This window comes from Hyphomicrobium sp. 1Nfss2.1, assembly GCF_965243865.1.
Lineage (GTDB): Bacteria > Pseudomonadota > Alphaproteobacteria > Rhizobiales > Hyphomicrobiaceae > Hyphomicrobium_A.
On record NZ_OZ251603.1, the window covers coordinates 3,287,510 to 3,312,245 of the forward strand.

Annotated in this window: 19 protein-coding genes; 7 read left to right on the forward strand and 12 right to left on the reverse strand. The window is 64.6% G+C overall.

The window, feature by feature from the left end:
* Window positions 1–3,435, forward strand: coding sequence for an alpha/beta fold hydrolase (locus ACP15D_RS15970; protein ID WP_424958418.1), 3,435 nt, complete (start codon window positions 1–3; stop codon window positions 3,433–3,435).
* A gap of 51 nt (window positions 3,436–3,486) precedes the next feature.
* On the opposite strand, the gene ACP15D_RS15975 is transcribed toward ACP15D_RS15970, so the two are convergent.
* The 7 genes from ACP15D_RS15975 to ACP15D_RS16005 form a co-directional block, all read right to left on the reverse strand.
* The gene (locus ACP15D_RS15975; protein WP_424958419.1) at window positions 3,487–3,957 is read right to left on the reverse strand and encodes an aminoacyl-tRNA deacylase; all 471 of its coding nucleotides are present in this window, start codon (window positions 3,955–3,957) and stop codon (window positions 3,487–3,489) included.
* A gap of 182 nt (window positions 3,958–4,139) precedes the next feature.
* Window positions 4,140–4,364, reverse strand: a complete 225-nt coding sequence (locus tag ACP15D_RS15980) for a formate dehydrogenase subunit delta (RefSeq protein ID WP_424958420.1) — start codon at window positions 4,362–4,364, stop codon at window positions 4,140–4,142.
* 25 nt (window positions 4,365–4,389) lie between these two features.
* On the reverse strand, window positions 4,390–5,205 hold the full coding sequence (fdhD, locus tag ACP15D_RS15985) for a formate dehydrogenase accessory sulfurtransferase FdhD (protein WP_424958421.1): 816 nt from the start codon (window positions 5,203–5,205) through the stop codon (window positions 4,390–4,392).
* A gap of 93 nt (window positions 5,206–5,298) precedes the next feature.
* Window positions 5,299–8,205, reverse strand: coding sequence for a formate dehydrogenase subunit alpha (gene fdhF / locus ACP15D_RS15990; RefSeq protein WP_424959255.1), 2,907 nt, complete (start codon window positions 8,203–8,205; stop codon window positions 5,299–5,301).
* Between the two features lie 20 nt (window positions 8,206–8,225).
* Window positions 8,226–9,782, reverse strand: coding sequence for a formate dehydrogenase beta subunit (locus ACP15D_RS15995; RefSeq protein WP_424958422.1), 1,557 nt, complete (start codon window positions 9,780–9,782; stop codon window positions 8,226–8,228).
* Window positions 9,779–10,288 carry an NAD(P)H-dependent oxidoreductase subunit E gene (locus ACP15D_RS16000; protein ID WP_424958423.1) on the reverse strand — a complete coding sequence of 170 codons (510 nt, stop codon included), beginning with the start codon at window positions 10,286–10,288 and terminating at the stop codon, window positions 9,779–9,781. Before ACP15D_RS16000 ends, ACP15D_RS15995 begins: the two co-directional genes overlap by 4 nt.
* A gap of 127 nt (window positions 10,289–10,415) precedes the next feature.
* On the reverse strand, window positions 10,416–11,336 hold the full coding sequence (locus ACP15D_RS16005; RefSeq protein WP_424958424.1) for a LysR family transcriptional regulator: 921 nt from the start codon (window positions 11,334–11,336) through the stop codon (window positions 10,416–10,418).
* Between the two features lie 383 nt (window positions 11,337–11,719).
* Here ACP15D_RS16005 and ACP15D_RS16010 point away from each other — a divergent pair, with 383 nt between their 5' ends.
* On the forward strand, window positions 11,720–12,547 hold the full coding sequence (locus tag ACP15D_RS16010) for a hypothetical protein (protein ID WP_424958425.1): 828 nt from the start codon (window positions 11,720–11,722) through the stop codon (window positions 12,545–12,547).
* 90 nt (window positions 12,548–12,637) lie between these two features.
* Here the strand turns inward: ACP15D_RS16010 and groL are convergent, their stop codons facing one another.
* The gene (gene groL / locus ACP15D_RS16015; protein WP_424958426.1) at window positions 12,638–14,287 is read right to left on the reverse strand and encodes a chaperonin GroEL; all 1,650 of its coding nucleotides are present in this window, start codon (window positions 14,285–14,287) and stop codon (window positions 12,638–12,640) included.
* Between the two features lie 103 nt (window positions 14,288–14,390).
* Window positions 14,391–14,681 carry a co-chaperone GroES gene (locus ACP15D_RS16020; RefSeq protein ID WP_072375197.1) on the reverse strand — a complete coding sequence of 97 codons (291 nt, stop codon included), beginning with the start codon at window positions 14,679–14,681 and terminating at the stop codon, window positions 14,391–14,393.
* A 252-nt stretch (window positions 14,682–14,933) separates the two neighbouring features.
* On the opposite strand from ACP15D_RS16020, the gene ACP15D_RS16025 reads away from it, so the two are divergent.
* Window positions 14,934–16,043, forward strand: a complete 1,110-nt coding sequence (locus ACP15D_RS16025) for an FUSC family protein (RefSeq protein ID WP_424958427.1) — start codon at window positions 14,934–14,936, stop codon at window positions 16,041–16,043.
* A 10-nt stretch (window positions 16,044–16,053) separates the two neighbouring features.
* On the opposite strand, the gene ACP15D_RS16030 is transcribed toward ACP15D_RS16025, so the two are convergent.
* Complete coding sequence (locus tag ACP15D_RS16030; protein ID WP_424958428.1) at window positions 16,054–16,800, reverse strand: SDR family oxidoreductase; 747 nt, start codon at window positions 16,798–16,800, stop codon at window positions 16,054–16,056.
* A 375-nt stretch (window positions 16,801–17,175) separates the two neighbouring features.
* Between ACP15D_RS16030 and ACP15D_RS16035 the strand changes: the two genes are divergently transcribed.
* Genes ACP15D_RS16035 through uvrC form a run of 3 tightly spaced genes read left to right on the forward strand, consistent with a single transcriptional unit; the run spans window position 17,176 to window position 22,060 of the window.
* Window positions 17,176–19,044 (forward strand): EAL domain-containing protein, encoded by a 1,869-nt coding sequence (locus ACP15D_RS16035; protein WP_424958429.1) that lies wholly within the window; start codon window positions 17,176–17,178, stop codon window positions 19,042–19,044.
* Window positions 19,045–19,091: 47 nt separating this feature from the next.
* Window positions 19,092–19,958 carry a TIGR01459 family HAD-type hydrolase gene (locus ACP15D_RS16040; protein ID WP_424958430.1) on the forward strand — a complete coding sequence of 289 codons (867 nt, stop codon included), beginning with the start codon at window positions 19,092–19,094 and terminating at the stop codon, window positions 19,956–19,958.
* A 50-nt stretch (window positions 19,959–20,008) separates the two neighbouring features.
* Window positions 20,009–22,060: an excinuclease ABC subunit UvrC gene (uvrC, locus tag ACP15D_RS16045; RefSeq protein WP_424958431.1), complete on the forward strand. Its 2,052-nt coding sequence runs from the start codon at window positions 20,009–20,011 to the stop codon at window positions 22,058–22,060.
* 74 nt (window positions 22,061–22,134) lie between these two features.
* On the opposite strand, the gene ACP15D_RS16050 is transcribed toward uvrC, so the two are convergent.
* Together ACP15D_RS16050 and ACP15D_RS16055 are read right to left on the reverse strand one after the other, a co-directional pair.
* Entirely contained in the window at window positions 22,135–22,356 is a 222-nt protein-coding gene (locus ACP15D_RS16050) for a hypothetical protein (protein ID WP_424958432.1), read from the reverse strand.
* Window positions 22,357–22,534: 178 nt separating this feature from the next.
* A complete protein-coding gene (locus ACP15D_RS16055) occupies window positions 22,535–23,410 on the reverse strand; it encodes a dienelactone hydrolase family protein (RefSeq protein ID WP_424958433.1) in 876 nt (291 codons plus the stop codon).
* A 148-nt stretch (window positions 23,411–23,558) separates the two neighbouring features.
* Here ACP15D_RS16055 and ACP15D_RS16060 point away from each other — a divergent pair, with 148 nt between their 5' ends.
* Window positions 23,559–24,668: an extensin family protein gene (locus tag ACP15D_RS16060; protein WP_424958434.1), complete on the forward strand. Its 1,110-nt coding sequence runs from the start codon at window positions 23,559–23,561 to the stop codon at window positions 24,666–24,668.
* The last annotated feature ends 68 nt before the right edge of the window (window positions 24,669–24,736 follow it).

The window sequence follows — 24,736 nt, forward strand, 5'->3', positions numbered from 1 at the left end:
ATGCGGCGCTTGTCCAAGTCGGTCGCCGAACTGAAGTTGCGCTACGACGTCGTCGTCGTCGGCTCAGGCTATGGCGGTGGCGTCGCCGCCTCGCGCCTTGCACGCGCCGGCAAGAAGGTCGCCGTGCTGGAGCGGGGGCAGGAATTCGCCATCGGCGACTTCCCCGATCGCATGGTCGAGGCGCAGGAGCAGTTCCAGGTCAGTCGCGACGGCAAGCGCATCTCCGGCTCCCCGACCGGCCTATATGATTTGCGCCTCGGCAAGGACATCCATGTCTTCGTCGGCTGCGGCCTCGGCGGCGGCTCGCTGGTCAACGCCAACGTCTCGCTGCCGCCCGACCCGCGCGTGTGGGACGATCCGGTCTGGCCGCCCGAGCTCGCGGCTGATCAGACGCGTCAGGAAGGCTTCTCCCGTGCCACCGAGGTGCTGCGCCCTGTCCCTTACGAAGGCCCTGACCTCGCAAAGCTCAAGGCGCTCGGCGTCAGCGGCAACGCGCTGCGCCGAGATGTCGTGCGCCCGCCCATCAACGTCACGCTGAAGAAGCAGGTGAACTACGCCGGAGTCGAGCAGCCCGCGTGCACCCTGTGTGGCGATTGTTGCTCCGGCTGCAACGTCGGCGCCAAGAACACGGTGCAGGTGACCTATCTCGCCGACGCCTTCCATCACGGGGCCGAGATCTTCACCGAGATGCGCGTGACGCACGTGCGCCAGGAGCGCGGTCGTTGGCGCGTCTTCTTCGAGCCTCTTGGCCACGAGCGCGAGAAGTTTGCGGCCGCCGACCAGTCGATCACCGCCGAGGTCGTGGTGCTCGCCGCTGGCACGCTGGGCTCGACTGAAATTCTGCTGCGCTCGCGCGCCGAAGGACTTGCCGTCTCCGATCAACTCGGCGAACGCTTCACCGGCAATGGCGATGTGCTGGCATTTGCCTTCAACAACGACGTGCCAGTGAATGGCGTCGGCGTTGGCTCGCCCCCCGTGGTCGACACCGACCCGGTCGGCCCTTGCATCTCCGGCCTCATCGATCTGCGCGACACCGCCAAGCTCGAGGACGGCATGGTGATCGAGGAGGGCTCGTTGCCGTCCGCGCTTGCGCCGATCCTGCCAGCGCTCTTCACGTTCGGTGCCGACAAGTTCGGTGAGGACACCGACCGCGGCGTATTAGACTTCCTCGCTGAGCGCGCGCGCCGACGCCAGAGCCTGCTGCTCGGAGCCTACCAGGGCGCCGTCAACCGCACGCAGACCTACCTCGTCATGAGCCACGACGACGGCAAAGGCCGCATCGCGCTGGACGAGCAGCGGTTGAAGCTATCCTGGCCCAAAGTCTCACAGCAGGCGGTGTTCGAGCGTGTCGATCGCAACCTGCGTAAGGCGACGCAGGCAACAGGCGGGAACTACACACGCAATCCGCTCACCGAGACCATCCTCGGCAACAACCTCATCTCCGTGCATCCGCTTGGCGGCTGCGTCATGGGGCGCGACCGCCGCTCGGGCGTCGTCAATCACAAGTGTCAGGTGTTCGACGGCCGCGCAGAAGCGCCGGCCGACGCGGTGCTCACCGGCCTCTACGTGTGCGATGGCTCGGTCATTCCGCGCCCGCTCGGCGTCAACCCGCTGCTCACCATCACCGCCCTCGCCGAGCGCGCGATGATCCATCTCGCCGCCGATCGCGGCTGGGAGTTCTCCGAAACGCAGCGCTACGACGCGCCGCTGTTGATTGCAGCTCCCGAAGGGCGCGATACCATCCGCCCCGCCGGGGTCGAGTTCACCGAGCGCATGGCAGGCTACGTTTCTCCCGCCGTTACGCTGCCGTTCGAGACGGCTGCACGCCGCGGCAAGGAGGAAGGCTACGCCTGCAGCTTTACACTGACGGTCGTCGTCGATGACGTCGACAGCTTCATCGCCAATCCCAAGCACCCGGGCCGCATCGTCGGCACCGTCGACTGCCCGGCGCTCTCGCCCGATCCGCTCGAAATCTTCGATGGCAAATTCAATCTGATGCGCGTCGACGAGCATACCGTCGAGACCAAGCGCTTCGACTATCGCTTCTCGCTCGCCGCGCGCGATGGCACCGAATATCAGTTCGTCGGCCATAAGGTCGTTCGTTCCGATGCGACGCTGGATCTGTGGCGCGATACCACGCGCCTCAACGTCGACATTTCAAAAGGTGCCGATGGCCAGCTCGGTCGCGTCGCCCGCGGCCTTCTCGAAATCGCCCCGTCCGATTTCTACGTGCAGATGCAGACATTGCGCGGCACCGGTGGACGCGACGTTGCCGACCGCATGCGGGCCGTCGCCAAGTTCGGCACGTTCTTCAGCCGCGAGTTGTTCGACACCTACGGCGGCGTGCTCGCTCGACAGGGTCGCTACGACGCCTTCAATCCGCGCAAGAAGCGCAGCCTGCGCGTCCCCGAGCCCGAGGTGCATCTGATCCGCACCGGCGACGGCAAGATCCTCAAGCTCACGCGCTACCGCGGCGGCAACAAGGGCCCGGTCGTGCTCGCCCACGGACTCGGTGTGTCGAGCCTCATCTTTTCCATCGACACGATCGACACCAATCTTCTCGAGTACCTCATCGCCGATGGGTATGACTGTTGGCTGCTCGATTTCCGCGCCAGCGTCGACCTTCCCCACGCGCGCGAATTGTGGAACGCCGACGACGTCGCCGTGCAGGATTACCCCGCCGCGATCGCCAAGGTGCGCGCCATCACCCGCTCATCGACGGTGCAGGTGATCGCCCATTGCTTCGGCGCAACCACCTTCACGATGTCGCTACTGGCCGGCCTCGAAGGCGTGCGGTCCGCCGTCATCTCGCAGATATCGACCGACTACGTCGTGCCCTTCTATCCGCAGCGCATGCTGGCTTACTTGCGCGCGCCGCAGGTGTTCGAAGCTATGGGCATCGACGTGGTCAACGCGCGCGCGACCAGCGCCGATCCTTGGCGCGAGCGCATCCTCGACAAGGCGTTGCAGCTGATCGTGCCAGTGCCGCGCCGGGAGCGTACCCACGACGCAACCAGCACCCGCATCACCGCGCTATACGGCCGCCTCTACAACATTGCCCAGATCAACAACGCGACCGTCACGTCCGGGCTGGCGGAAATGTTCGGGGAAGCGAATATCGAAGCGTTCCAACAGCTCGCGCTGTTCGCGCGCAAAGGCCAGCTCGTCGACGCCGATGGCCAGGACGTGTACTTGCCCCACATCGACCGCATGGCGCTGCCGATCCTGTTCATCCACGGCGCCGACAACGCCTGCTTCAAACCTGAAAGTACCGAGCGCACATTGGAGCGCCTCGCCGCGGTAAACGGCCGTCAGCTTTACGAGCGTAAGGTGATCCCTGGCTACGGCCACATCGACTGCATCTTCGGCAAGGACGCCGCGCGCGACGTCTACCCGCTGATCGCCGCCCACCTCGACAAGACCGCATCGGTCTAGCACTGGCAATGAGCAGTCGGCAGCAAATGCGACTGCCCGACTACCTACTGCCTATGCCAAATCCGCGATCCGCGCCCGCCGGGCATCGCGCATGATGTTGCGAAACGCTTCGCCCGTCATGTGCACGAGACTGCGATGGTCGCCGCCCTCGAGATAGATGTCTGGCTGCTTATCGAAGCTCTCGTCGATGAACGCGTCGACCGCATAAGCGTCGGCCAGCGCTGGCACCGCGCCGACATCGCAATCAGGAAACAGCTCGCCGATCTCATCCTCGGTCGCGAGATCCACCGGACAGCGCAGCATCTTCTCGATGACGTCGAGCCGAACGCGCGCCGTGGCTGGTACCACCGCAACGACGAAACCGCCCTCGCGGGTCAGCACGACACCCTTCGCCATCCGGTCGCCCGGGACGTGCGAGGCGCGTGCGGTATCAAAAGAACAGTGGGTGCGCTTGTGGCGCATGACATCGTAGGGAACGTGCTTGTCGTCGAGGTATTCCTGCAGCGTCAATGCGATACCCATGGCTATCCTCCTGCCATATTCGCCGGCTGCGCCTCTCTAGCGCCGGTACGTGCCGGCAGCGCTGAAGATGAGACTATGCCCCAAGCCGGAGGCTCGCAAGCGCACAGATGCGCAGGGAACTCGCGTTTAGCTAACCAACGATTTCACGCAAGCTCGACTTTTGCGCAGCTTCGCGCCGACCTTTAGGAACTCGCCTTTGCTTTTGCCGGCGGAGAAATCGCGGCCGTCACCAGCGGCGACAACCCTTCCGCGCCGCCATCGATGTATTGGGCAAGCTGCTTGCGCATGCGCGGATTCCAGAAGCTCGTGATGTGATGAGCGATGCCGCTCAGCGCCTCGGTGCGCGGGTACGCTTCGAAATAGGCCGCGATCTGGTTGGCCATGCGGATCATGTCGCGGTTTTCCATGCAGACGGTACTTTCCGAGTTCGTTTCAAGAATTGAGGATGACGACGCTGTCGCCAGCGAGCGACGCGACGAATAGACGAGCCTTGCGGGCAATGTCGAGTGCCAGCGCCGTCGGCGCCGATACGGTGACCAGCGCTCCGATGCCGAACGTTGCCGATTTCTGCACCAGCTCGAAGCTGCAGCGGCTCGTCATGAGCGCGAAGCCGGTATCGAGATCGACACCTTCGTCGGCCAGCACGCCAATGAGCTTGTCCAGCGCATTGTGCCGCCCGACGTCCTCGCGCACGTAGAGAATTTCGCCATCGAGGCTCACCCAGGCCGCGCCATGCACCGTGCGATTGAAGCGGTTCATAACTTGCCGCTTGGGCAATTCGCGTGCTGCTTTCAATATCGCCTCCGCCGAAGGCCGCACCGTCCGCGCGCCGGGGTTCTGCACCCGCACGACATCGGCAATGTTCTCGACCCCGCATAGGCCGCATCCCGAGCGTCCCTCGATCGAGCGGCGCGGCATGCGTGCTTCGGCCAGCGCCTCCTCTTCGATGGCAACGTCCACGGCCCAGCCGTTCTCCACCGGCATGGCAATGACGCCAAGGATGTCCGAACGGTTGGGCACGATCCCTTCTGCCAGCACGAAGCCGCGCCCGAAGTCGGTGAGATCCGACGGCGTCGCCATCATCACCGTGTAGGGCTCGGTGTTGATCTGCACCGCGACAGCCGCTTCCTCTGGAAGCTGCCAGATGATCGGCGTCTCCTGGCCGGAGCCATCGACGCTGACACCCTTCGCCGGCACCGAGCACAAAGGCGCGGCGCCGGTCTCGGCTGCAATTGAGATCTTGTCCATCACGGTCATCGCGGAACGATCAACGAATGTGCCGCGGCAGGGTACATGGCACGCAAGGCTCCCGCAAATTCATGCTCCTTGCGTGCCCGCCCGTTACTCGGCTGCGACGAGAGGCTTCTCGATCCGCTTGTTCTCGCGCTCGCGCTCCTCCCACTCGCCCTGCCATTCGGAAGGACGGTTGGACGGGTTCACCTGCACCGCCGTCACCTTGTACTCGGGGCAGTTGGTCGCCCAGTCCGAGTTCTCGGTCGTGATGACGTTGGCACCGCTCACCGGGAAGTGGAACGTAGTGTGCACCACGCCCGGCGGCACGCGATCGCTGATCTTGACGCGCAGTGTCGTTCCACCCGTCCGGCTCGTCACCGATGCCAGCTGGCCGTCACGCAGACCGCGCACCTCGGCATCGCTCACGTGCATCTCGAGGATGTCCTCCTGGTACCAGACGTTGTTGTCTGTGCGCCGCGTCTGCGCGCCGACATTGTACTGGCTGAGGATGCGGCCCGTGGTGAGAATGAGCGGGAACCGCGAGTTGGAGCGCTCCGGCGTCGGCACGAACTCGGTCAGCATGAACCGGCCCTTGCCGCGCGTGAACTCGTCGATGTGCATCACCGGGGTGCCTTCCGGCGCCTCGTCGTTGCACGGCCACTGCACGCTGCCCAGCTCGTCGAGCCTCTTGAACGAGATGTTCTTGAAGGTCGGCGTCACCGCGGCGATCTCGTCCATGATGGCAGCAGCCGACGTGTACATCATCGGGTAGCCCATGGCCGTCGCGAGGCGGCACACGATCTCCCACTCGGCCATGCCCTGCTTCTCCTTCATCACCGGACGCACGCGGTTAACGCGGCGCTCGGCGTTGGTGAAGGTGCCGTCCTTCTCGAGGAACGACGTGCCGGGGAAGAAGACGTGGGCGAAGGCAGCCGTCTCGTTCAGGAACAGGTCCTGCACGATGACGATTTCCATCGACTCCATCGCGTGCGTGACGTGGTTCGTGTTCGGGTCGGACTGCACGATGTCCTCACCGTGCACGAACAGGCCCTTGAAGGTGCCCGACGAAGCTTCGTCGAACATGTTGGGGATGCGCAGGCCCGGCTCGCCGTCGAGCTTCACGCCCCACTGCTTTTCAAACAGGCGGCGCGTTGCGTCGTCGGAGACGTGACGATAGCCGGGGAACTCGTGCGGGAACGAGCCCATGTCGCAAGAGCCCTGCACGTTGTTCTGGCCACGCAGCGGGTTCACGCCCACGCCTTCGCGGCCGATGTTGCCGGTCGCCATGGCAAGGTTGGCAATCGCCATGACGGTGGTCGAACCCTGGCTGTGCTCCGTCACACCGAGACCGTAGTAGATGGCCGCGTTGCCGCCGGTCGCGAACAGGCGGGCCGCACCGCGGATCTCTTCGGCAGGAACGCCGGTGATGGCTTCCGTCGATTCCGGCGAGTGCTTCGGATCGGAGATGAACTTCTCCCAGCGTGCGAACGCTTCCTTGTCGCAACGCGCAGCGATGAAGCTGCGGTCGACGAGGCCCTCGGTGACGACGACGTGGCTCAGAGCGTTCAGCACGGCGACGTTCGTCGAGGGGCGCAGCTGCAGATGATGGTCCGCGGCGACGTGCGCGCTCTTGACGAGATCGATGCGGCGCGGATCGACGACGATCAGCTTCGCACCCTCGCGCAGGCGCTTCTTCATGCGCGAGCCGAACACCGGATGCGCGTCAGTCGGGTTAGCGCCGACCACCATGATCACGTCGGACTTGTCGACGCTCTTGAAGTCCTGCGTACCAGCCGACTCGCCGAACGTCTGCTTCAGGCCATAGCCGGTCGGCGAATGACAGACGCGGGCGCAGGTGTCGACGTTGTTGTTGCCGAACGCGGCGCGGATCATGCGCTGCACGGCATAGACTTCCTCGTTGGTCGTACGCGACGAGGTGATGCCGCCGATCGAGCCCTTGCCGTACTTTGCCTGCGTTGCCTTGAGGCGCTCCGCGGCATAGGCGATGGCCTCTTCCCACGAAACCTCGCGCCAGGGATCAGTGATCTTCTCGCGGATCATCGGGTTGAGGACGCGGTCCTTGTGCGTGGCATAGCCGAAAGCGAAGCGGCCCTTCACGCAGCTATGGCCCTCGTTCGCGCCGCCGTCCTTGTAAGGCACCATGCGCACGACGCGCTCGCCCTGCATCTCCGTCTTGAACGAGCAACCGACGCCGCAGTAGGCGCAGGTCGTCACGATGGAATGCTCAGGCTGGCCGTGGTCGACAACCGACTTCTCGATCAGCGTCGCGGTCGGGCAGGCCTGAACGCAGGCGCCACACGAGACGCACTCCGAACTCAGGAAATCCTCGTCCATGCCCGCGGAAACGTGCGAGGCAAAACCGCGGCCGTCGATCGTCAGCGCGAATGTGCCCTGCACTTCTTCGCAGGCGCGCACGCAGCGCGAGCAGACGATGCACTTCGAGGGCTCGAACTGGAAGTAGGGGTTCGAGCGGTCCTTCGCCTGCCACATCGGGTTCGCTTCGCCGTTCTGGCGGGCGAACACGTGGTTCTTGCCATCATAGCCATAGCGCACTTCGCGCAGGCCGACTTCGCCGGCCATGTCCTGCAATTCGCAGTCGCCGTTGGCAGCGCAGGTGAGGCAGTCGAGCGGATGGTCGGAGATATAAAGCTCCATCACGCCCTTGCGGATCTTGGCGAGACGGTCGTTCTGTGTCGTCACCTTGATGCCGGGCGCAACCGGTGTGGTGCACGAGGCCGGGGTGCCACGGCGCCCCTCGATCTCGACCAGACAAAGCCGGCACGACCCGAACGGATCGAGATGATCCGTGGCGCACAGCTTCGGCACCATGATGCCGAGATCGGCCGCCGCGCGCATGATCGACGTGCCCTCGGGCACGGTGATCTCGCGTCCGTCGATCTCGAGCGTGACAGTCTTGTTGTTCAGCGCATGGACTGCCGGCGTACCGAAGTCCTTCTCCTTGATGAGCGTAAGCGTCTCGTTCGCGCTCGTCATGGCGTTGCCTCTCGCTTTGTTCATTCAGCCGCCTCGGCCCGCACCGGGCGGTGGAAGTCTTCTGGGAAGTGGCGCAGTGCGCTCATCACGGGCAGCGGCGTCAGGCCACCCATTGCGCAAAGCGAACCGTCCGTCATCGTCTCGCAGAGATCCTTCAGAACCTCGAGGTTCTTCTCGCGCTCGATTCCGGCAATGATGCGATCCATGGTTTCGACGCCGCGCACCGAACCGATGCGGCACGGCGTGCACTTGCCGCACGATTCGATCGTGCAGAACTCCATCGCGAAACGCGCCATCTCCGCCATGTCGACGGTGTCGTCGAACACCACGATGCCGCCATGGCCCACCATCGCATCCACTTTCATGAACGCTTCGTAGTCCATCGGCGTGTCGAGCTTGTCATTCGGCAGATAGGCGCCCAGCGGACCGCCGAACTGCACGGCGCGCAGCGGACGTCCCGACAGCGTGCCGCCGCCGTACCCCTCGATCAGCTCGCGCGCGGTAACGCCGAACGCCTTCTCGACGAGGCCGCCCTGCTTGATGTTGCCGGCCAGCTGGAACGCCAGCGTGCCGCGCGATTTGCCGACGCCGAAGTCGCGATAATAGTCGCCGCCCTTGGCGAGGATGATCGGCACCGAGGCGAGGCTCAGCACGTTGTTGATCACGGTCGGCAGGCCGAACAGGCCCTCGATCGCCGGAAGCGGCGGCTTGTAGCGCACCAGACCGCGACGTCCCTCGAGGCTTTCCAGCATCGAGGTTTCCTCGCCGCATACGTAGGCGCCGGCGCCCATGCGCACGTGCAATTCGAACGTGTGCGGCGAACCCTGTATCGTGCGGCCCAGCCAGTTGGCGGCCGTGGCGATGCGGATCGCCTCGCGCAACGTGGCAACGGCGTGCGGATATTCGGAGCGGACGTAGATGTAGCCCTTGGTGGCACCGACAGCGATGCCGGCGATCGTCATGCCCTCGATCAGGCAGTAAGGATCGCCTTCCATCAGCATGCGGTCGGCAAAGGTGCCGCTATCGCCTTCGTCGGCGTTGCAGCAGATGTACTTCTGCTCCGCCTTCGCGTCGTGCACCGTCTTCCACTTGATGCCCGTGGGGAACGCAGCGCCGCCGCGTCCGCGCAGGCCCGAGTTCGTCACTTCGGTGACGATGTCGAGCGGCGCCATCGTCAACGCCTTGGAAAGACCTTCAAAGCCGCCGTGCGCGCGATAATCCTCGATCGACAACGGATCGGTGATGCCGCAGCGCGCGAACGTCAGACGCTCCTGGTTCTTGAAGTAGGGGATCTCTTCCGTAAGCCCGTGCGTAAGTTTGTGCTTCTCGCCCTTGAGGAAGCCGCCCTTGAACAGGCTGGGAACATCCGCCGGCTTGACGGGGCCGTAAGCAACGCGGCCCTCGGGGGTTTCCACCTCGACCAGCGGCTCCAGCCACAGCATACCGCGCGAGCCGTTGCGGACGATCTCCACTTTCGCGTTGCGCTTCTTGGCTTCGGCGACAATGGCCTTGGCGACGGCATCGGCGCCCATCGACAGGGCGGCGGCATCGCGCGGAACGAAAATCCGGGTGGTCATGCCGAGCCCCCGCGGTCAAGGTCGGAAAGAATGCTGTCGAAGCGCTCCTTGTCGACGCAGCCGTAGAGATCGCCATCGATCATCATGGCCGGCGAGAGCGCGCAGTTACCGAGGCAGTACACGGCCTCGAGGCTGAACTGGCCGTCGGCGGTGGTCTCGCCGAACTTGATGCGCAGCTTTTCCTCGGCGTGACGGCACAGGTTCTGCGTATGCATCGCCTGGCAGGCTTCGGCGCGGCAGATTTTGATGTTGTGGCGCCCGCCCGGTGTGCGGCGGAACTCGTGATAGAACGTCAGCACGCCATAGATTTCGGCGCGCGAGCGATTAAGCACGTTGGCGATGGCCGGCAGCACCTGCTCAGGCACATATCCAAGCTCATGCTGAAGCTCGTGGAAGATCTCGAGCAGTTCGTCCGGGCGGTTGTCATGAGCAGCGCAAATGGTCAGCGCAAGCTCCTCCGCACCGAGGGGTGGCTCAATCACTACTTCTGGAGTATACTTAGTCATTCACCTGGTGCCTTTACGGCTCTTGCTGGAAGGGTGACTTGTCTCAACTTGCTCGCGGCGGATCAAATTGGCCCTCTCGATGTGCTGATCGAGCCCGCCAATGCTGCGACGCACAATAAAGCTGGGCTTAAGCCCCGACCCTTTCGCTGAAGCTCACCGGAGCGAGCAGGGCCGCGGTTTCACGCATTGCCTCGATGAGTGGCGAGAGCGGATCGCGCGCCGCCACCACCAATCCAACGCTGTGTTCGACCGTCGGTTCATCGAGCGGAATGGCCTTTACGCCCGACATGTTTCCCAACACATCCAATATATATTGGGGCATGATGCTCGCCAGACCCATCAAGCGAACATTTGAACACAAATTTATGACCGAGTTTGTCTCCAGCCGCGGGCTCGGATGACACTTCGCCTTCTCGAACGCGCGATCGATGATGCGCCGGTTCTGCATGTTGTTGGTTAGAAGGCAGAGCGGCTCGTTGGCCGCCTCGCGCCACGTAACTGACTTGCGCTCCGCAAGCGGATGCCCTTCAGGCACAAAAAGGCAGTACCGCTCGATGTAGAGCGGAGTGGCCAGCATGCCCTCGATCGGCTCGCTGTCGAGATATGTGATGCCGACGTCGACCGAGAAGTCCACGATCCCGCGCAGGATCTCCTCCGAGCTCTGCGACAGCACGGTGAAGTCGATCCCGGGATGGATCTTGCGGATCTTCTTCGTGAGCAGTGGGATCATCGGCAATGCCGACGGGATGCCGCCCAGCACCAGTCGCCCCGTCAGCCCGACGTCGTGATCCTTGAGGTGCCCGAGCTCCTCCTGCATCGACTGCCAGTTCTTGAGAATGACCTGTGCCCACTTGAGCACCTTCTCACCCTCGGGCGTCAGCCCCTGGTAGCGCTGCCCGCGCTCGACGATGGGAATGCCCAGCTCTAGCTCGAGCTGCCGTATGCGCCCGGACAGCGTCGGCTGGGTCACGTTGCAGGCCGTCGCAGCGCGCGTGAAATGCTTCTCGCGCGCGAGTGCCGCCAGATACTGAAGCTGTCGGATGTCCATCGTGCCCCTCCCGAGGCAGGTGTGCGCAGCCCTAGCCGGGCTCGCGTCCTGGGGGAGGGCTCGCACTTGCGAGCCTCACCGCTAACATAATCATCAACTGATGGCTCAGGAAGGTAATTGTGCCCGCATTTCCAACGCCATGTTGTTGCCTTGGACCCGTTTAATATTTCCCCACGAGCGCGGCACGCCTTCGCAGCAACCAGCTGCACGGGGACGGGGTGAACTCCCCAGGGCGGCACGCATCGAGCCCAGCTAGGCGCAAGAGCCGATAAAAAAACTGCGGGCAAACTATGGGTGGGCGGGACGTCAATGTCCCGTGGTGGTAGTCAGTAGGCGCACCTTGTGGTCGCCAATACGGCCCGTGAGGGCCCGGGGTATAGCGTATGAATGCCCACGCAAGCTCATGCTTCGTAAGCCTCTTTGTCTCCGTGATCGCGGCGCCAATCTCCTGCGCGCAGGAGACTGCTCAGCAATCGTCTCCCGTTTCGGAAAACGTGCCGGCAATCACGCTGCCTGCTTTCCTCGACGCTGCCCGCGCGGCAGACTTCGAGGCCGCTTGGCGCGGTCGCTTCGCGTCTGCCTCCGTGGCAGCGGCACGGCCCATCCGTGATCCTGAAGACACCACCATCGACAAGGCGCGCGCGACGCTCTCCCGCGCCGAGCAGATGAGCGTCACTGCCGCTGCTGTGCGCGATCGTGCCGAGGAATTGAGCCGCCGCTTCGCGGCCGAGGCCGAAACGGCAGCTGCCGCCGCTGCTGCAACTCGAGCTGCCGACGAGGTTGTCGCCACCGTAACCCCAGCCGCAACGGCTCCTGCCGAAACAGGATCAGCTACCGGCGTGCCGGCCGCTGCTGCCGCGGACGCCGATACAGAGGCGCGCGTCACGCAAGTCTCTGCGCAGATCGATCCGCCGGCCACCGCCAGCATCGCCGCCCCCGTCAGCATGCTTGGCGGCCCGCCGATCGTCGACGAGCCCACGGCGAATTCCGCGGCGCCCGTTATCGAGGAGATGGCGGCCAAGCCTGCCAAGGCAGCCAAACGCGCGGCAGCTGCAACGCGAGCGCCAGCCGAGGCGCGTCCCGCCACGCCCAAGGCGTCGACGCGCGAGAGCTACTCCCTCGCGGTATCGACCAACCCGACCCAGCCGGATCAGAACATCATGATGCCGACCGAGCTGCGTGCGTTCGGCTGGGGCTCCCAACCGAACTGACCCCCGGCGACTTTTCAGCGCGCCCAAAAGAGAAGCCGCCCGCAAGAGACCTTGCGAGCGGCTGTTTTCTTTCGGCAGATAGCGACGGGCTTACATGCCCATGCCACCCATTCCGCCCATGCCACCCATACCGCCGCCGCCATGCGAATGGCCGTCGTCGCTCTTCGGCGTTTCCGCAACGGCAGCCTCGGTGGTGACCAGCAGGCCAGCGATCGAAGCTGCATCCTGCAGCGCCACGCGCACGACTTTGGCCGGATCGATGATGCCCTTCTCGAGCATGTCGCCGTACTCGTCGTTCTGTGCGTCGTAGCCGAAGCCGGCGCCCTTGGTCTCCAGGATCTTGCCGACCACGATCGAGCCCTCGACGCCGGCATTCGCGGCAATCTGGCGGATCGGAGCCTGCAGCGCGCGGCGCACGATGGCGATGCCCGCTTCCTGATCGGGGTTGTCACCCTTGACGGTCAGGGCGTTACCGGCCTTCAGCAGCATCACGCCGCCGCCCGGAACCACGCCTTCCTCGACCGCTGCACGGGTCGCATTGAGCGCGTCGTCGACGCGGTCCTTGCGCTCCTTCACTTCGATCTCGGTGACGCCGCCGACGCGAATCACAGCAACGCCACCGGCGAGCTTCGCCAGACGCTCCTGCAGCTTCTCGCGGTCGTAGTCCGAGGTGGTCTCCTCGATCTGCGCCTTGATCTGGTTGACGCGGGCTTCGATGTCTTTCTTCTTGCCGGCGCCATCGACGATCGTCGTGTCTTCCTTGGTGATCGTCACGCGCTTGGCGCGGCCGAGCATCTCCAGCGTCACGCTCTCCAGCTTGATGCCGAGATCTTCCGAGACCGTCTGGCCGCCGGTGAGAACAGCGATGTCCTCCAGCATGGCCTTGCGGCGGTCACCGAAGCCCGGAGCCTTGACAGCGGCAACCTTGAGGCCGCCGCGCAGCTTGTTGACGACGAGCGTGGCAAGCGCCTCGCCCTCGACCTCTTCCGCGATGATCAGCAGCGGACGGCCTGTCTGCACCACGGCTTCCAGCACCGGCAGCAGCTGCTGCAGGTTCGACAGCTTCTTCTCGTGGATGAGGATGTACGGGTCCTCGAGCTCGGCGACCATCTTCTCGGCGTTGGTCACGAAGTAGGGCGAGAGGTAGCCGCGGTCGAACTGCATGCCCTCGACGACTTCCAGCTCGGTGTCGAGGCTCTTGGCCTCTTCAACCGTGATGACGCCCTCGTTGCCGACCTTCTGCATCGCCTCGGCGATCATCTCGCCGATCTCTTTCTCGCCGTTCGCCGAAATGGTGCCGACCTGGGCGATCTCGCCCGAGTTTTTCACCTTCTTGGCCTTCTTGCCGATCTCCTCGACGACCTGCAGCACGGCCTTGTCGATGCCGCGCTTCAGATCCATCGGGTTCATGCCGGCGGCAACGGCCTTGAGGCCTTCGCGCACGATCGCCTGGGCGAGAACCGTTGCGGTCGTGGTGCCGTCACCGGCGAGGTCGTTGGTCTTCTGGGCGACTTCGCGCACCATCTGTGCGCCCATGTTCTCGAACTTGTCCTCGAGTTCGATCTCCTTGGCGACGGTGACGCCGTCCTTCGTGGTGCGCGGAGCGCCGAAGGATCTCTCGATCACCACGTTACGACCCTTGGGGCCGAGGGTGACCTTGACGGCATTGGCAAGCGTGTCGACACCCCGGAGCAGTCGCTCGCGGGCATCGGCGGAAAAGCGTACGTCTTTGGCGGCCATTGAATGGTTCCTGCGAATTGGGGATAGGGGAAGGCGTTAGGCAGTAGGCAGCTGTTGGTGCGGTACAGTCGGGCTCTACGGCCCACTGCTCCTTGGCCGCTGCTTACTTCTCCAGCACGCCCATGACGTCGCTTTCCTTCATGATGAGCAGCTCCTGCCCATCGATCTTGACCTCGGTGCCGCTCCACTTGCCGAACAGAACCTTGTCGCCCTTCTTCAGATCGATCGGGACCAGCTTGCCGGCTTCATCGCGGCTGCCCGGACCGACGGCGACGACTTCGCCCTGCTGCGGCTTCTCGGTTGCGGTGTCGGGGATGATGATGCCGCCCGACGTCTTGGTCTCGCTCTCGACGCGCTTAACGACGACACGATCGTGCAAAGGACGGAATTTCATGAGAATTTTCGCTCCAGATGGCGGGCTCGGCCGGCTCCGGCCGGCATGTATTGAAGGGGCTCGCTGGCACTATGACACTGAGAGTGCCAAGCGTGCCGAGGTGATACGCGTGGCGGGGGAGGACTGTCAAGAAAGCCTTATCCGCCACTCAAAGCCCCCGATTAGCGGGGAGAGTGAGAACGCCGGGTTAATCGCTGTCGTCCCGGGTGGCAACGATTGCTGCTGGGCCGCCCCATGATGGACCTGTCGTCCGTGACCAGCCTCTCAACGCGTGCCTGGCCGCGCCTGCGCCAGGCGATCCAGACGACGATTGCCGCCTGCGCGGCCTATTTCATTGTCGAGGCATTTGGCCTGTCGCAGGGCTTCTGGGCCGTGATGACGGCCATCTTGGTCACCCAGGCCAATGTCGGGGCCTCGCTGGGCCTGGCCTTCGACCGCCTCGTCGGCAGTTTGGTCGGCGTTCTCGTCGGTGGCGCCGTCGCCGTGGCCCTCGCCGATGCTCATGAGTTGCGGTTCGCCGGCCTGGCGGTAACGGTGCTGGTGCTTGCATTCTTTGCGGCCAAGCGTCCGGCCTTGCGCATCGCCAGCGTCACCGCCGCCATCGTCATACTCGGCGACCCCGCCCTTGGCCCTCCCATCGCATCGGCCGAAAATCGCATGATCGAGGTCGCGATCGGCACCATCGTTGCCATAACGACGACGCTGATCGTGTTTCCTTCGCGCGCAGGATTGGCGTTTGCCCAGCACGTCACACGGACGCTTCAGCCGTTGTTCCAGCTCCTGGACGAGATCCTCGCAGCAGCCCTCGGAACGCCCCTCGATGCCAATGCCGTGAGCGAGCAGGCGGCGCGCGTTCGCACGGCGCTGGCCACTGGTGACACTCTGGCCAAGGAAGCTCGCCTCGAAGTGGCGGGCTACATCGCCGATTCACCCGATCCCGATGCCGAGCTGCGCACGCTCCGCAGGCTCTGGCACACGCAGATCATGCTGATGCGTTCAACTTCCCTGCCGTTGCCGAAGCCGGCGATCGACAAGCTTGCGCCGCAGATCGAAGCGTTACGCGACGCCCTGAAGGGGCTCGCACAACAACTGACATCGCCTGCCAGCGCCTATGCAGCTCCCGACCTTTCAGCCACCGAGACCGCCCTCGCAGCCATCGAGCACGACATCGAAGAAATGCGCGCCCGCGGTGAGATGCGTGTCCTCACCATGGACGAAGCCATTCGCTTGATGGCGTTCGACTTTGCCCTCGGTCAGCTGCGCCTCAACTTGCGCGATCTGGCCGAGCGCATACCCGAGCTTTCCGCCTTTGCCGGCTCCACCTACCCCCTCTGGCGACGCCTGAAGAGCCTTTGGAGGTAGGAATGGGGGATCAGCAACCCTTGCGCGCGATCCCCGCGGCATCGAAGATCTGGCCGGTCAGCTTTCTGCCCGGACGCGAGGCGAGATAGAGCGTCAGCGCGGCGATATCCGGCTCGCTGGCCACCACGCCGCCGTCGTCAGCCATCGTCGCCGAAGGGGCAATCGCATTGACGCGAATGCCTTGCTGCGCCCACTGCTGCGCCTCTCCGCGGGTCACCGCAGCCAGCGCCGAGCGGGCGATGCCGGCAAACGCCGCTTCCGCCGCCGTGCTTGGCACAGGCATGGTCATCACGTTCAGCACCAGGCCCTCATTCAGCATCGTCCGCATGCGATTGGCGACGATGCGGGTAACGTGCACGGGCAGCATCAGCTTCTCCGCGACGAGATCCTCCACCGCGCTCATGCCGGCGCGCCCCTGCAACTCGTTCATGTTGATGGGGACGAGATTGACGACGACATCGAGACCACCGAAGGCCTGCGCAGCCGTCTGAGCAAAGCGGATCGAGGAATCTGAGTCCCGGCACGCGTCGGTGAACAGCTTCACCTCGCTGGCCGTCTCCGCCAGGATCGTGGTGACGGCATCGAGCTCGGGCGAGTTCTCTGTGGTGTGCAACACCAGCCGGCCGCGATGATCGGCGAACTTGCGCGCGATATCGACGCCGCACTCGGGCGAAAGGCCCGTTATGAGCACGCGAACGCCGGCAAGCTCTCCGTAGTAAGACGCAGCAGAATTACGACCCATCACCGTCATCAGCATGAGCATTCCCCCTTTTTACGCCGGGACAGCAAGGGAACGCCCCGACACAACTGATACCACGTCGATTCGACTAACGACTTCTAAACAGCGCCCCGATTCCGTTCGGCCGGAGGCCGGTCTGCGGCGTCACTGAGGCGCGCGATGGCAATCCACGGGCATCAACCAGGTTCCCCGGCGGCGGCATCTCCTGTGGACAAACGCTGGACTGGTGCCCGCGCGCGCCTTGTCTTTTTGGCCTGTCGCCATTCGCCGAACACGAATCGGCTTGCTGTTGAGAAAGCTGGTGAAAGTGGCCGCACTGTCATTGCGCGGCGGGGGCACGAGCGAAAAGCTCGCATGATCAACGAATCGGCAAGGGGGCGTCGTCACTCTTCCATGACGAGCATCGAAAACACAGAGAGCGGCGCGCCGCGCCACAGCGGCATGGCCGATCTCATCGTGAAGGGGGCCGTCGTTCTGATAACGGCGGCTTTCTTCGTCGGCGCATATCTTCAGCTTCAGATGTCGTTCTGGGCGGCGCTCATCGGGGCGGGATCGGTTTATACGATCCTTCTCATGGTGCACGCGCTGAAGCGACGATCCGAGCGGGAAAGTCAGCTCACCTACGAGGTGAACCGCCTCGAGGACGAGATCGCCCGCATCAAAGTGGCGCCGGCGCCTGAGGCACCGGCCGTTGCCAGCCGGCTGCCCAAGATGGGGCGCCCCTCGGGCAACCTCGGCGTCCCGCCTGCCGCTCCAGCCGCAAGGGACGCGCGCATGGAACCGGCGATGCAAGCGCCAGCGATGTCGGCACCTCCAATGCCGCCTCCCGCGATGGAACCGCCGTCGCTCCCCGCCGCATCGACCAAGCCGCCGCGCATCTTCCGTGCAGCGAGCGAAGTCGCTTCGACGCGCGAGCCGCGCATCTCAGCACACCGTCCTGGCCTGGATCGTCCTGGTTTTGAGGATCGCCCTGGCTTCGAGGCCGATGCCGGCGAGCCACCGTTGACGGCACAGCGCCCTGAGCCTTCGCTCTCGGCCCCGTTGCCAGACGAGACCGCAGAGCCGAAGCTCAATCTGCGCACCGAGGCCAGGCATCCGGATATGCCTCCGATCCCGACCTTGCCCGATTGGTCCGCGCCCGGTGCCATGCCGTCGCCGTCAGCGGAGCGCAAGTCGCACGACTATTGGCCGAGTTCTTCCAAGCCGACGTTGCCGGACTCACCGCGCTCCGAGCCTCCATCACTGCAGCTCGAGCGTGAAACCGACCTCGACGCCGTGCACGGCATGATCAAGCGTCTTGCCGATGAGGTGAACATCGCCGAGCCGACGTTCGACGGCCTGCCGCCGCAGCGCCAGGAAAGCGTGTTGCGCGCCTCTCTCAATGCGTTGCAGACCACCGCAACCGCCATGCGCACCACCAAGAAGAAGGATGGTCTCCCGCCTGCTTCTCCGGCGCGGCCCGGCGCACCGATACCGCCGCCAATCATGCCCTCGCACGCGCGCCTTGCAGCGCTCGCCGAGGCAGTCGCCAGCGGCCGCGTCGACGTCACGCTGTCGCCGATCGTCGGTCTCGCCGATCACCAGCTTCACTACTACGAGGTCGTCGTCTGCCCGCGCGATGAGCGTGGAACGGTGCTGTCGACCACGGCACGCGATCCGCAGCTTGCCATCGCCGGCCTGCTTCCGCTGCTGGACGGTGCGCGTCTTCGCCAGACGGCTCAGGTTGCTCGCAACTTCGCCGAAGAGGGTCGCGAGACCTCTCTGTTTGCCCCGGCAACGGCTGTGTCGCTCGCCAACGACAGCTACCTCGACGAGTTGGCCGACGCCTATCGCGATCGCGAGGAGTTGGCCAACGAGCTGGTGCTCACCTTCGCCCAGGCCGATGTGCGCACGTTCGGTGGCTCGGAGTGGAGCGCATTGACCGACATGCGCGACCTTGGTTTCCGCTTCGGCGTCGAGGACGTAACCGACTTCGACTATGAGTTCACCGCGCTCTGCGCTGCCGGCTTCGCCTTCGTCAAGATCGACGCCGCAACTCTGCTCGCCGGCCTCGCGGCCCCGAGCGGCAGCATGGGCGCCGAGGATGTATGCCGCAACCTGAGCGAGCTGGGCCTCACCCTCATCGTCACCAATATCGACGACGAGGCGACCCGCGATAAGGTGCTGGCGATTGGTGTTCCGCTGGGCCAGGGCGCCCTGTTCGGTGGCTCGACCACCGTGGCAGGCAACGCTTTTGCCGCAGCCGATGACGCTGCTGCCTGATAGGCAGACGCTTGAGATTTATGCGGGCGGACGATAGGCAAGCGCCTATGCCGCCCGCATCCATTTCCAGCCCCGCCCTGCCCATCGTTTCCTCGGTCGCCCCCTTCGCCGGAGAGACCACCGCTTGGCTGGTCGACATTTGGGGCGTGATCCACAACGGCGTGACGCCATTCCGCGATGCCTGCGCCGCCTGCGCCCGCTATCGCGAAGCCGGCGGCCTCGTGGTACTCGTCTCCAACTCGCCACGCCCGCACGACAGCGTCATCGCCCAGCTCGATGGCATCGGCGTCCCGCGCACCACGTATGACGCCGTCGTCACCTCCGGCGACGTCGCCCGCACCCTCGTCACCAAGCTTGCCGGTCGCCCGGTGCTGCACATCGGCCCCGAGCGCGACCTCGGCGTTTTTGCCGGCCTCGACATCGCACGCGTCGCGCCGGAGGAGGCGGAGGCCATCGTCTGCACCGGCCTCTTCAACGACGAGCATGAATCGCCCGACGACTACACCGAGATCCTCTCGGCATGTCTGCCGCGCGGTCTGCCGATGATTTGCGCCAACCCCGATATCATGGTCGAGCGTGGCGGCCGCATGATCTACTGCGCCGGAGCCATCGCCCGCGCCTACGAAGGCGCAGGTGGCGAGGTGGCCTACGCCGGCAAGCCATACCTGCCGATCTACGATCTCGCGTTCGAAACTCTCGAAGGCCTGAAGCCCGGCGCTTCCGATAAATCGCGCTTGCTGGCCATCGGTGATGGCGTTGCAACCGATATTGCCGGCGCCGCCGCCGCTGGCCTTCGCTCGGTGTTCGTGGCCAGCGGTGTCCACGTCAAAGGCGGCCTCGAAGAGGCGGTCGAGGAGCTGTTTCCTGCTGGCGCGCCCCGGCCCGTGGCCGCCATGGCCAAGCTCGCCTGGTAAAGCGAGCGCGTCCGCTTGACGTGATCGGCCGCTGGGCCGATCTATCGCCGATGCCCGACAAAGACACGCAAGCAGCTTCGCCGCAGGATTCGGCGCTGGAGGCCTCACCGCCCGCAGCGACGCCCGAGCCGCCGCGCGTCAGCGGGCCCGAGGTCATCTCCAGCTACATCAAGATGCTGCCGGCCTCGCCGGGCGTCTATCGCATGCTCGATGCGGAAGGCAACGTCATCTACGTCGGCAAGGCGCGCAGCCTCAAAGCCCGCGTTTCGAACTACACGCGCCTCGGCGGCCACACCAATCGCATCGCGCGCATGATCGCCACCACTGCGAACATGGAGTTCGTCACCGTCCGCACCGAGGCCGAGGCGCTGCTGCTCGAAGCAAACCTCATCAAGCGTTTCCGCCCGCGCTTCAACGTGTTGATGCGCGATGACAAGTCGTTCCCCTATATCCTGATCGCCCGCGACACGTCCGCCCCGCAGATCATGAAGCACCGCGGCGCGCGCAACCGCAAAGGCGACTACTTCGGACCGTTCGCTTCAGCGGGCGCCGTCGGCCGCACCATCAACATGCTGGAACGCGCCTTCCTTCTGCGCTCGTGCTCCGACAGCGTCTACGAGAGCCGCACGCGTCCGTGCCTGTTGCATCAGATCAAGCGCTGCGCAGCACCATGCACGGGTGAGATATCGCTCGACGATTATGGTCGTCTCGTCGATGAGGCCGTGAGCTTCCTGCGTGGCGAGAGCCAGAACGTGCGCCGCATGTATCAGAAGCTCATGGAGGAAGCGTCCTCGCAGCTCGAGTTCGAGCGCGCCGCCCGCTTCCGCGATCGCCTCGCAGCCCTTGCGCACGTCACCGCCGATCAGTCGATCAATCCGGAAGGCATCGAGGAAGCCGACGTGTTCGCCGCCGCGCAAGAAGGCGGTCAAACCTGCATCGAGGTGTTCTTCTTCCGCACTGGCCAGAACTGGGGCAACCGGGCCTATTTCCCCAAGGCGGATCGTGCCCTGCCGGTGGAGGAAGTGCTCGATAGCTTCATCGCCCAGTTCTACGACGACAAACCCGTGCCGCGGCTCATCTTGCTGTCGCACGATGTGCCGAACCGCGAGCTGCTCACCGAGGCGCTGTGCATCAAGGCCGATCATAAGATCGAGCTGCGTGTCCCGCAGCGCGGCACCAAATCTGGCATTGTCGATCACGCGCTCTCCAACGCGCGCGAGGCGCTGGGCCGCAAGCTCGCCGAAGGATCATCGCAGCGTCGTCTGCTCGAAGCGCTGGCCGAGCGGTTCGAATTGCCGAGCGTCCCGAAGCGCATCGAGGTCTACGACAACAGCCACATTCAGGGCACCAATGCCGTCGGCGCCATGATCGTTGCCGGCCGCGAAGGTTTCGTCAAAGGCCAGTACCGCAAGTTCAACATCAAGTCTCAGAACGTCACCCCGGGCGATGACTACGGCATGATGCGCGAGGTGCTGACACGGCGCTTCAAGCGCCTCGTCCTCGAAACCAACAAGAAGGAAGCCGCCAAGGGCGCTGCCGCCGCCATCGCCGAGGAAGAAGCCAGCACTCTGCTGGCGCAAGCTGCCATCGCCGCCGACATCTCACCAGAGCAGCTCGAAGACGAGGAAGTCGATCGCTTTCCCGATCGCCCCGATCTCGTCCTTATCGACGGCGGTGCCGGTCAGCTCGCCGTTGCGCGCGAGGTGATGGCCGATCTCGGCATCAGCGACATCTGCCTCGTCGGCGTCGCCAAGGGCCCCGACCGCGACGCCGGCCGTGAGCACTTCCACATCCCCGGCCGCGAGCGCTCAGTCATGCTCGAGCCGCGCGATCCTGTGCTCTACTTCGTGCAGCGGCTGCGCGATGAGGCGCATCGTTTCGCCATCGGTTCGCACCGCACCCGTCGCTCGATGGCAATGAACGCAAGCCCGCTCGACGAGATCGAAGGCATCGGTCCGCGTCGGCGCCGCGCACTCATGGGCCATTTCGGTTCGGCGAAAGCGATATCGCGCGCGGGCGTCGAGGATCTCAAAGCGGTCGATGGCATTTCCGCCGAGATGGCGCAGCGCATCTACGATCACTTCCACGAACGACGCCAATAGGCGAAACGCAAACACCATCGCGACCAGGATTGAGATCCCGGCCGAGATGGCGCTTTGGCGTCGAGCGTGTACTTCTAGACGGGTGGCGCAGCGGTGACTGCCGGCATGGCGATCGCGGCCAGCCAGTAGTACCAACAGACGAACAACACGGCGAAAAGGATCGCGCCGAGAAGCGCGCCGAGAAGGCGGTTCCCTGCAATCGCATTGCCGATGACTGCTGCGACGAAGGCGATACCCGAGTAGATGGCGACCATGACCCAGTCGACGGTCGCCAAGTCGAACGGCAGATGTTCCATGCGTACGACTCCCCCTTAAAAGCCCTGTTTTTATGGGCTGCTTGATTGCGCTTTTGCGCGCGCGCAGTTTCTGCCAACGCGCTCCCACATGCAAGGCCGCGCAGCTTCAACCGCCGGCGGGTATTACCACCGCCCCATGACGGTACGATTGCGTGGCAGACTGAAAGCGGGCCTGCGACTAGGCGACGCCGTGCGCCTTGAACCAGCTCAGCATGCGCGCCCACCCATCCTTGGCCGCATCCGGCCGGTAGCTCGGCCGATAGTCCGCGTTGAACGCATGCGGCGTATCGGGATAGACGACGATCTCGCACGTCTTGCCTGCTGCCTTGCAGGCTTCCCGCATGCGGTCGACCGTCTCGATGGGGATGCCCTGGTCCGCACCGCCGTATAGACCCAGCACCGGCGCCTTCAGTTCCGATGCGATATCAACGGGGTGGCGGGGCGTGCTAGTCGTGCTGTCGCCGACCAGCTTGCCGTACCATGCAACGCCCGCCTTCAACGCTGCACTGTGCGCCGCGTAAAGCCAAACGATCCTTCCGCCCCAGCAGAAGCCAGTGATGCCGAGCTTTCCGACATCGCCATGGCCTTTAGCCTTCGCGTAGGCGACGGTGGCGTCGAGATCGCTCATCACCTGCGCGTCCGGCACCTTGGACACCACCCTGGAAATGATCTCCTTGATGTCGCCCATCCCCGCCACGCTCCCTTGGCGGAAGTACAGCTCTGGCGCGATTGCGAAATAGCCGTCTTTGGCGAGGCGCCGGCACAGGTCGCGGATGTGCTCGTGCACCCCGAAGATCTCCTGCACCACGAGAATGACCGGGAACGTACCCGCCGCCGCCGGCATCGCGCGATAGGCCGGTAGAACGCCGTCTGCCACCGGCACTTCGACCATCCCGGCTTCGAGCCCCTCGGCATCCGTATGAATGATGCTCTCGGCCGCGACCGGCTGAGCGGCGAGCGCGAAACCCGTCGCGAGGCTCGACATGAGCATTTCTCTCCTATCGAAGTCCGCCTTTGCCGCAAGGCTGCGACGATCGCTGTCGAAACTGTCCATCGGTTTGCTCCTCCACGTGCGTTGCTGCGCCCGACATCGAGGGCCACCTTAAGCTAAGCGCCAGAATCCCATTTTCGCCGTTTGCCTGCGGTAGTAATTCGCCGACAAGCACCAAAATGCGTTGCGTAGAGCCATCCGGGGGGAAGGCATGGCGATTGTTCCGACCGTCGATGGCTCGTTGAGCCGCGCGTCTTCGTGGATGTCCTATGTGGCGTTCGTGGGGATTGTGGCGCTGGCTTATCTGCCACCGCGCGCTTCTCTACCCCCGCCCGCCGCAGTGTCGCCCAAGGCGGCGGCACCTGTTCCGACGGTGTCGACGCCCGCCGCGCCCGCCTCGGCAAAGGTCACCGCCCCCGCGGTCGCGCCGGTCGGACCCGCCGCGGTGCCAGCGGCCTCCGCTGCCGCAACGCCATCCCCGCCGCCAGCCGACGTCTGGACGCCGGAGCAGGTCAACGCCGGCCTGCGCCAGTGCATTCAACTCCTGGCCCCTGCTGCCGCCGAGGTCGAGTTGGAAGAGCCGATGAAGAAGGGCCAGTGCGGCACCACCGCCCCCTTGGCCCTTCACAGCGTCGGCACGACCGACAAGGTCGACTTCACCCCGGCGCCTACGATGAATTGCCGCCTCGCTGCTTCGCTCGCCACCTGGGTCGAGAAGGTTCTACAGCCCGCTGCGCAGCAAGTGCTGGGCTCGCGCATCAAGCGCATCGTCGGCGCCTCGTCCTATTCGTGCCGCAACATCTACAACAACCCAAAATTGACACTCAGCGAGCACGCCACCGGCAACGCCATTGATATTGCGGGCTTCATCACGGCTGACGGCCGCGCCATCTCGGTCGCCAAGGCATGGGGGCCGACGACGCGCGACATCGCCGCCGCGCAAAAGAAAGCCGCCGCCAAGCTGGCGAAAGGCTCCAAGGACACCGACAAGCCGGCTGCGAGCGCGAAGGAAACAGCGCCACCCGCCGCCGCAGCGCCGTCCATCGCCGATGCCGGAAAGAAGGCCGAAGGCAAAAGCAAAGGCAAGGTCGAAAAGGCCAACTTCAAACGGGATGCGGAGACAAAGCAGGCCGCGTTGCCGCCCGTCGTCTCGCCGCTTGCGCCGTCAAATACCAAGGAGGCCGGCTTCCTGAAGCGCGTCCATCAGGGCTCGTGCGCCTTGTTTACGACCGTCCTCGGCCCGGAGACGAACGAAGCCCACCGCGACCACTTCCACCTCGACATGAAGGAGCGCAAGAGCCACGCAACTGTGTGCCATTGACGCCCCAGTGGGGGCCGTAAACCTGCTTTGCGCGACGGGCCATTGACGGACCGTCGGCCGGATGCTGT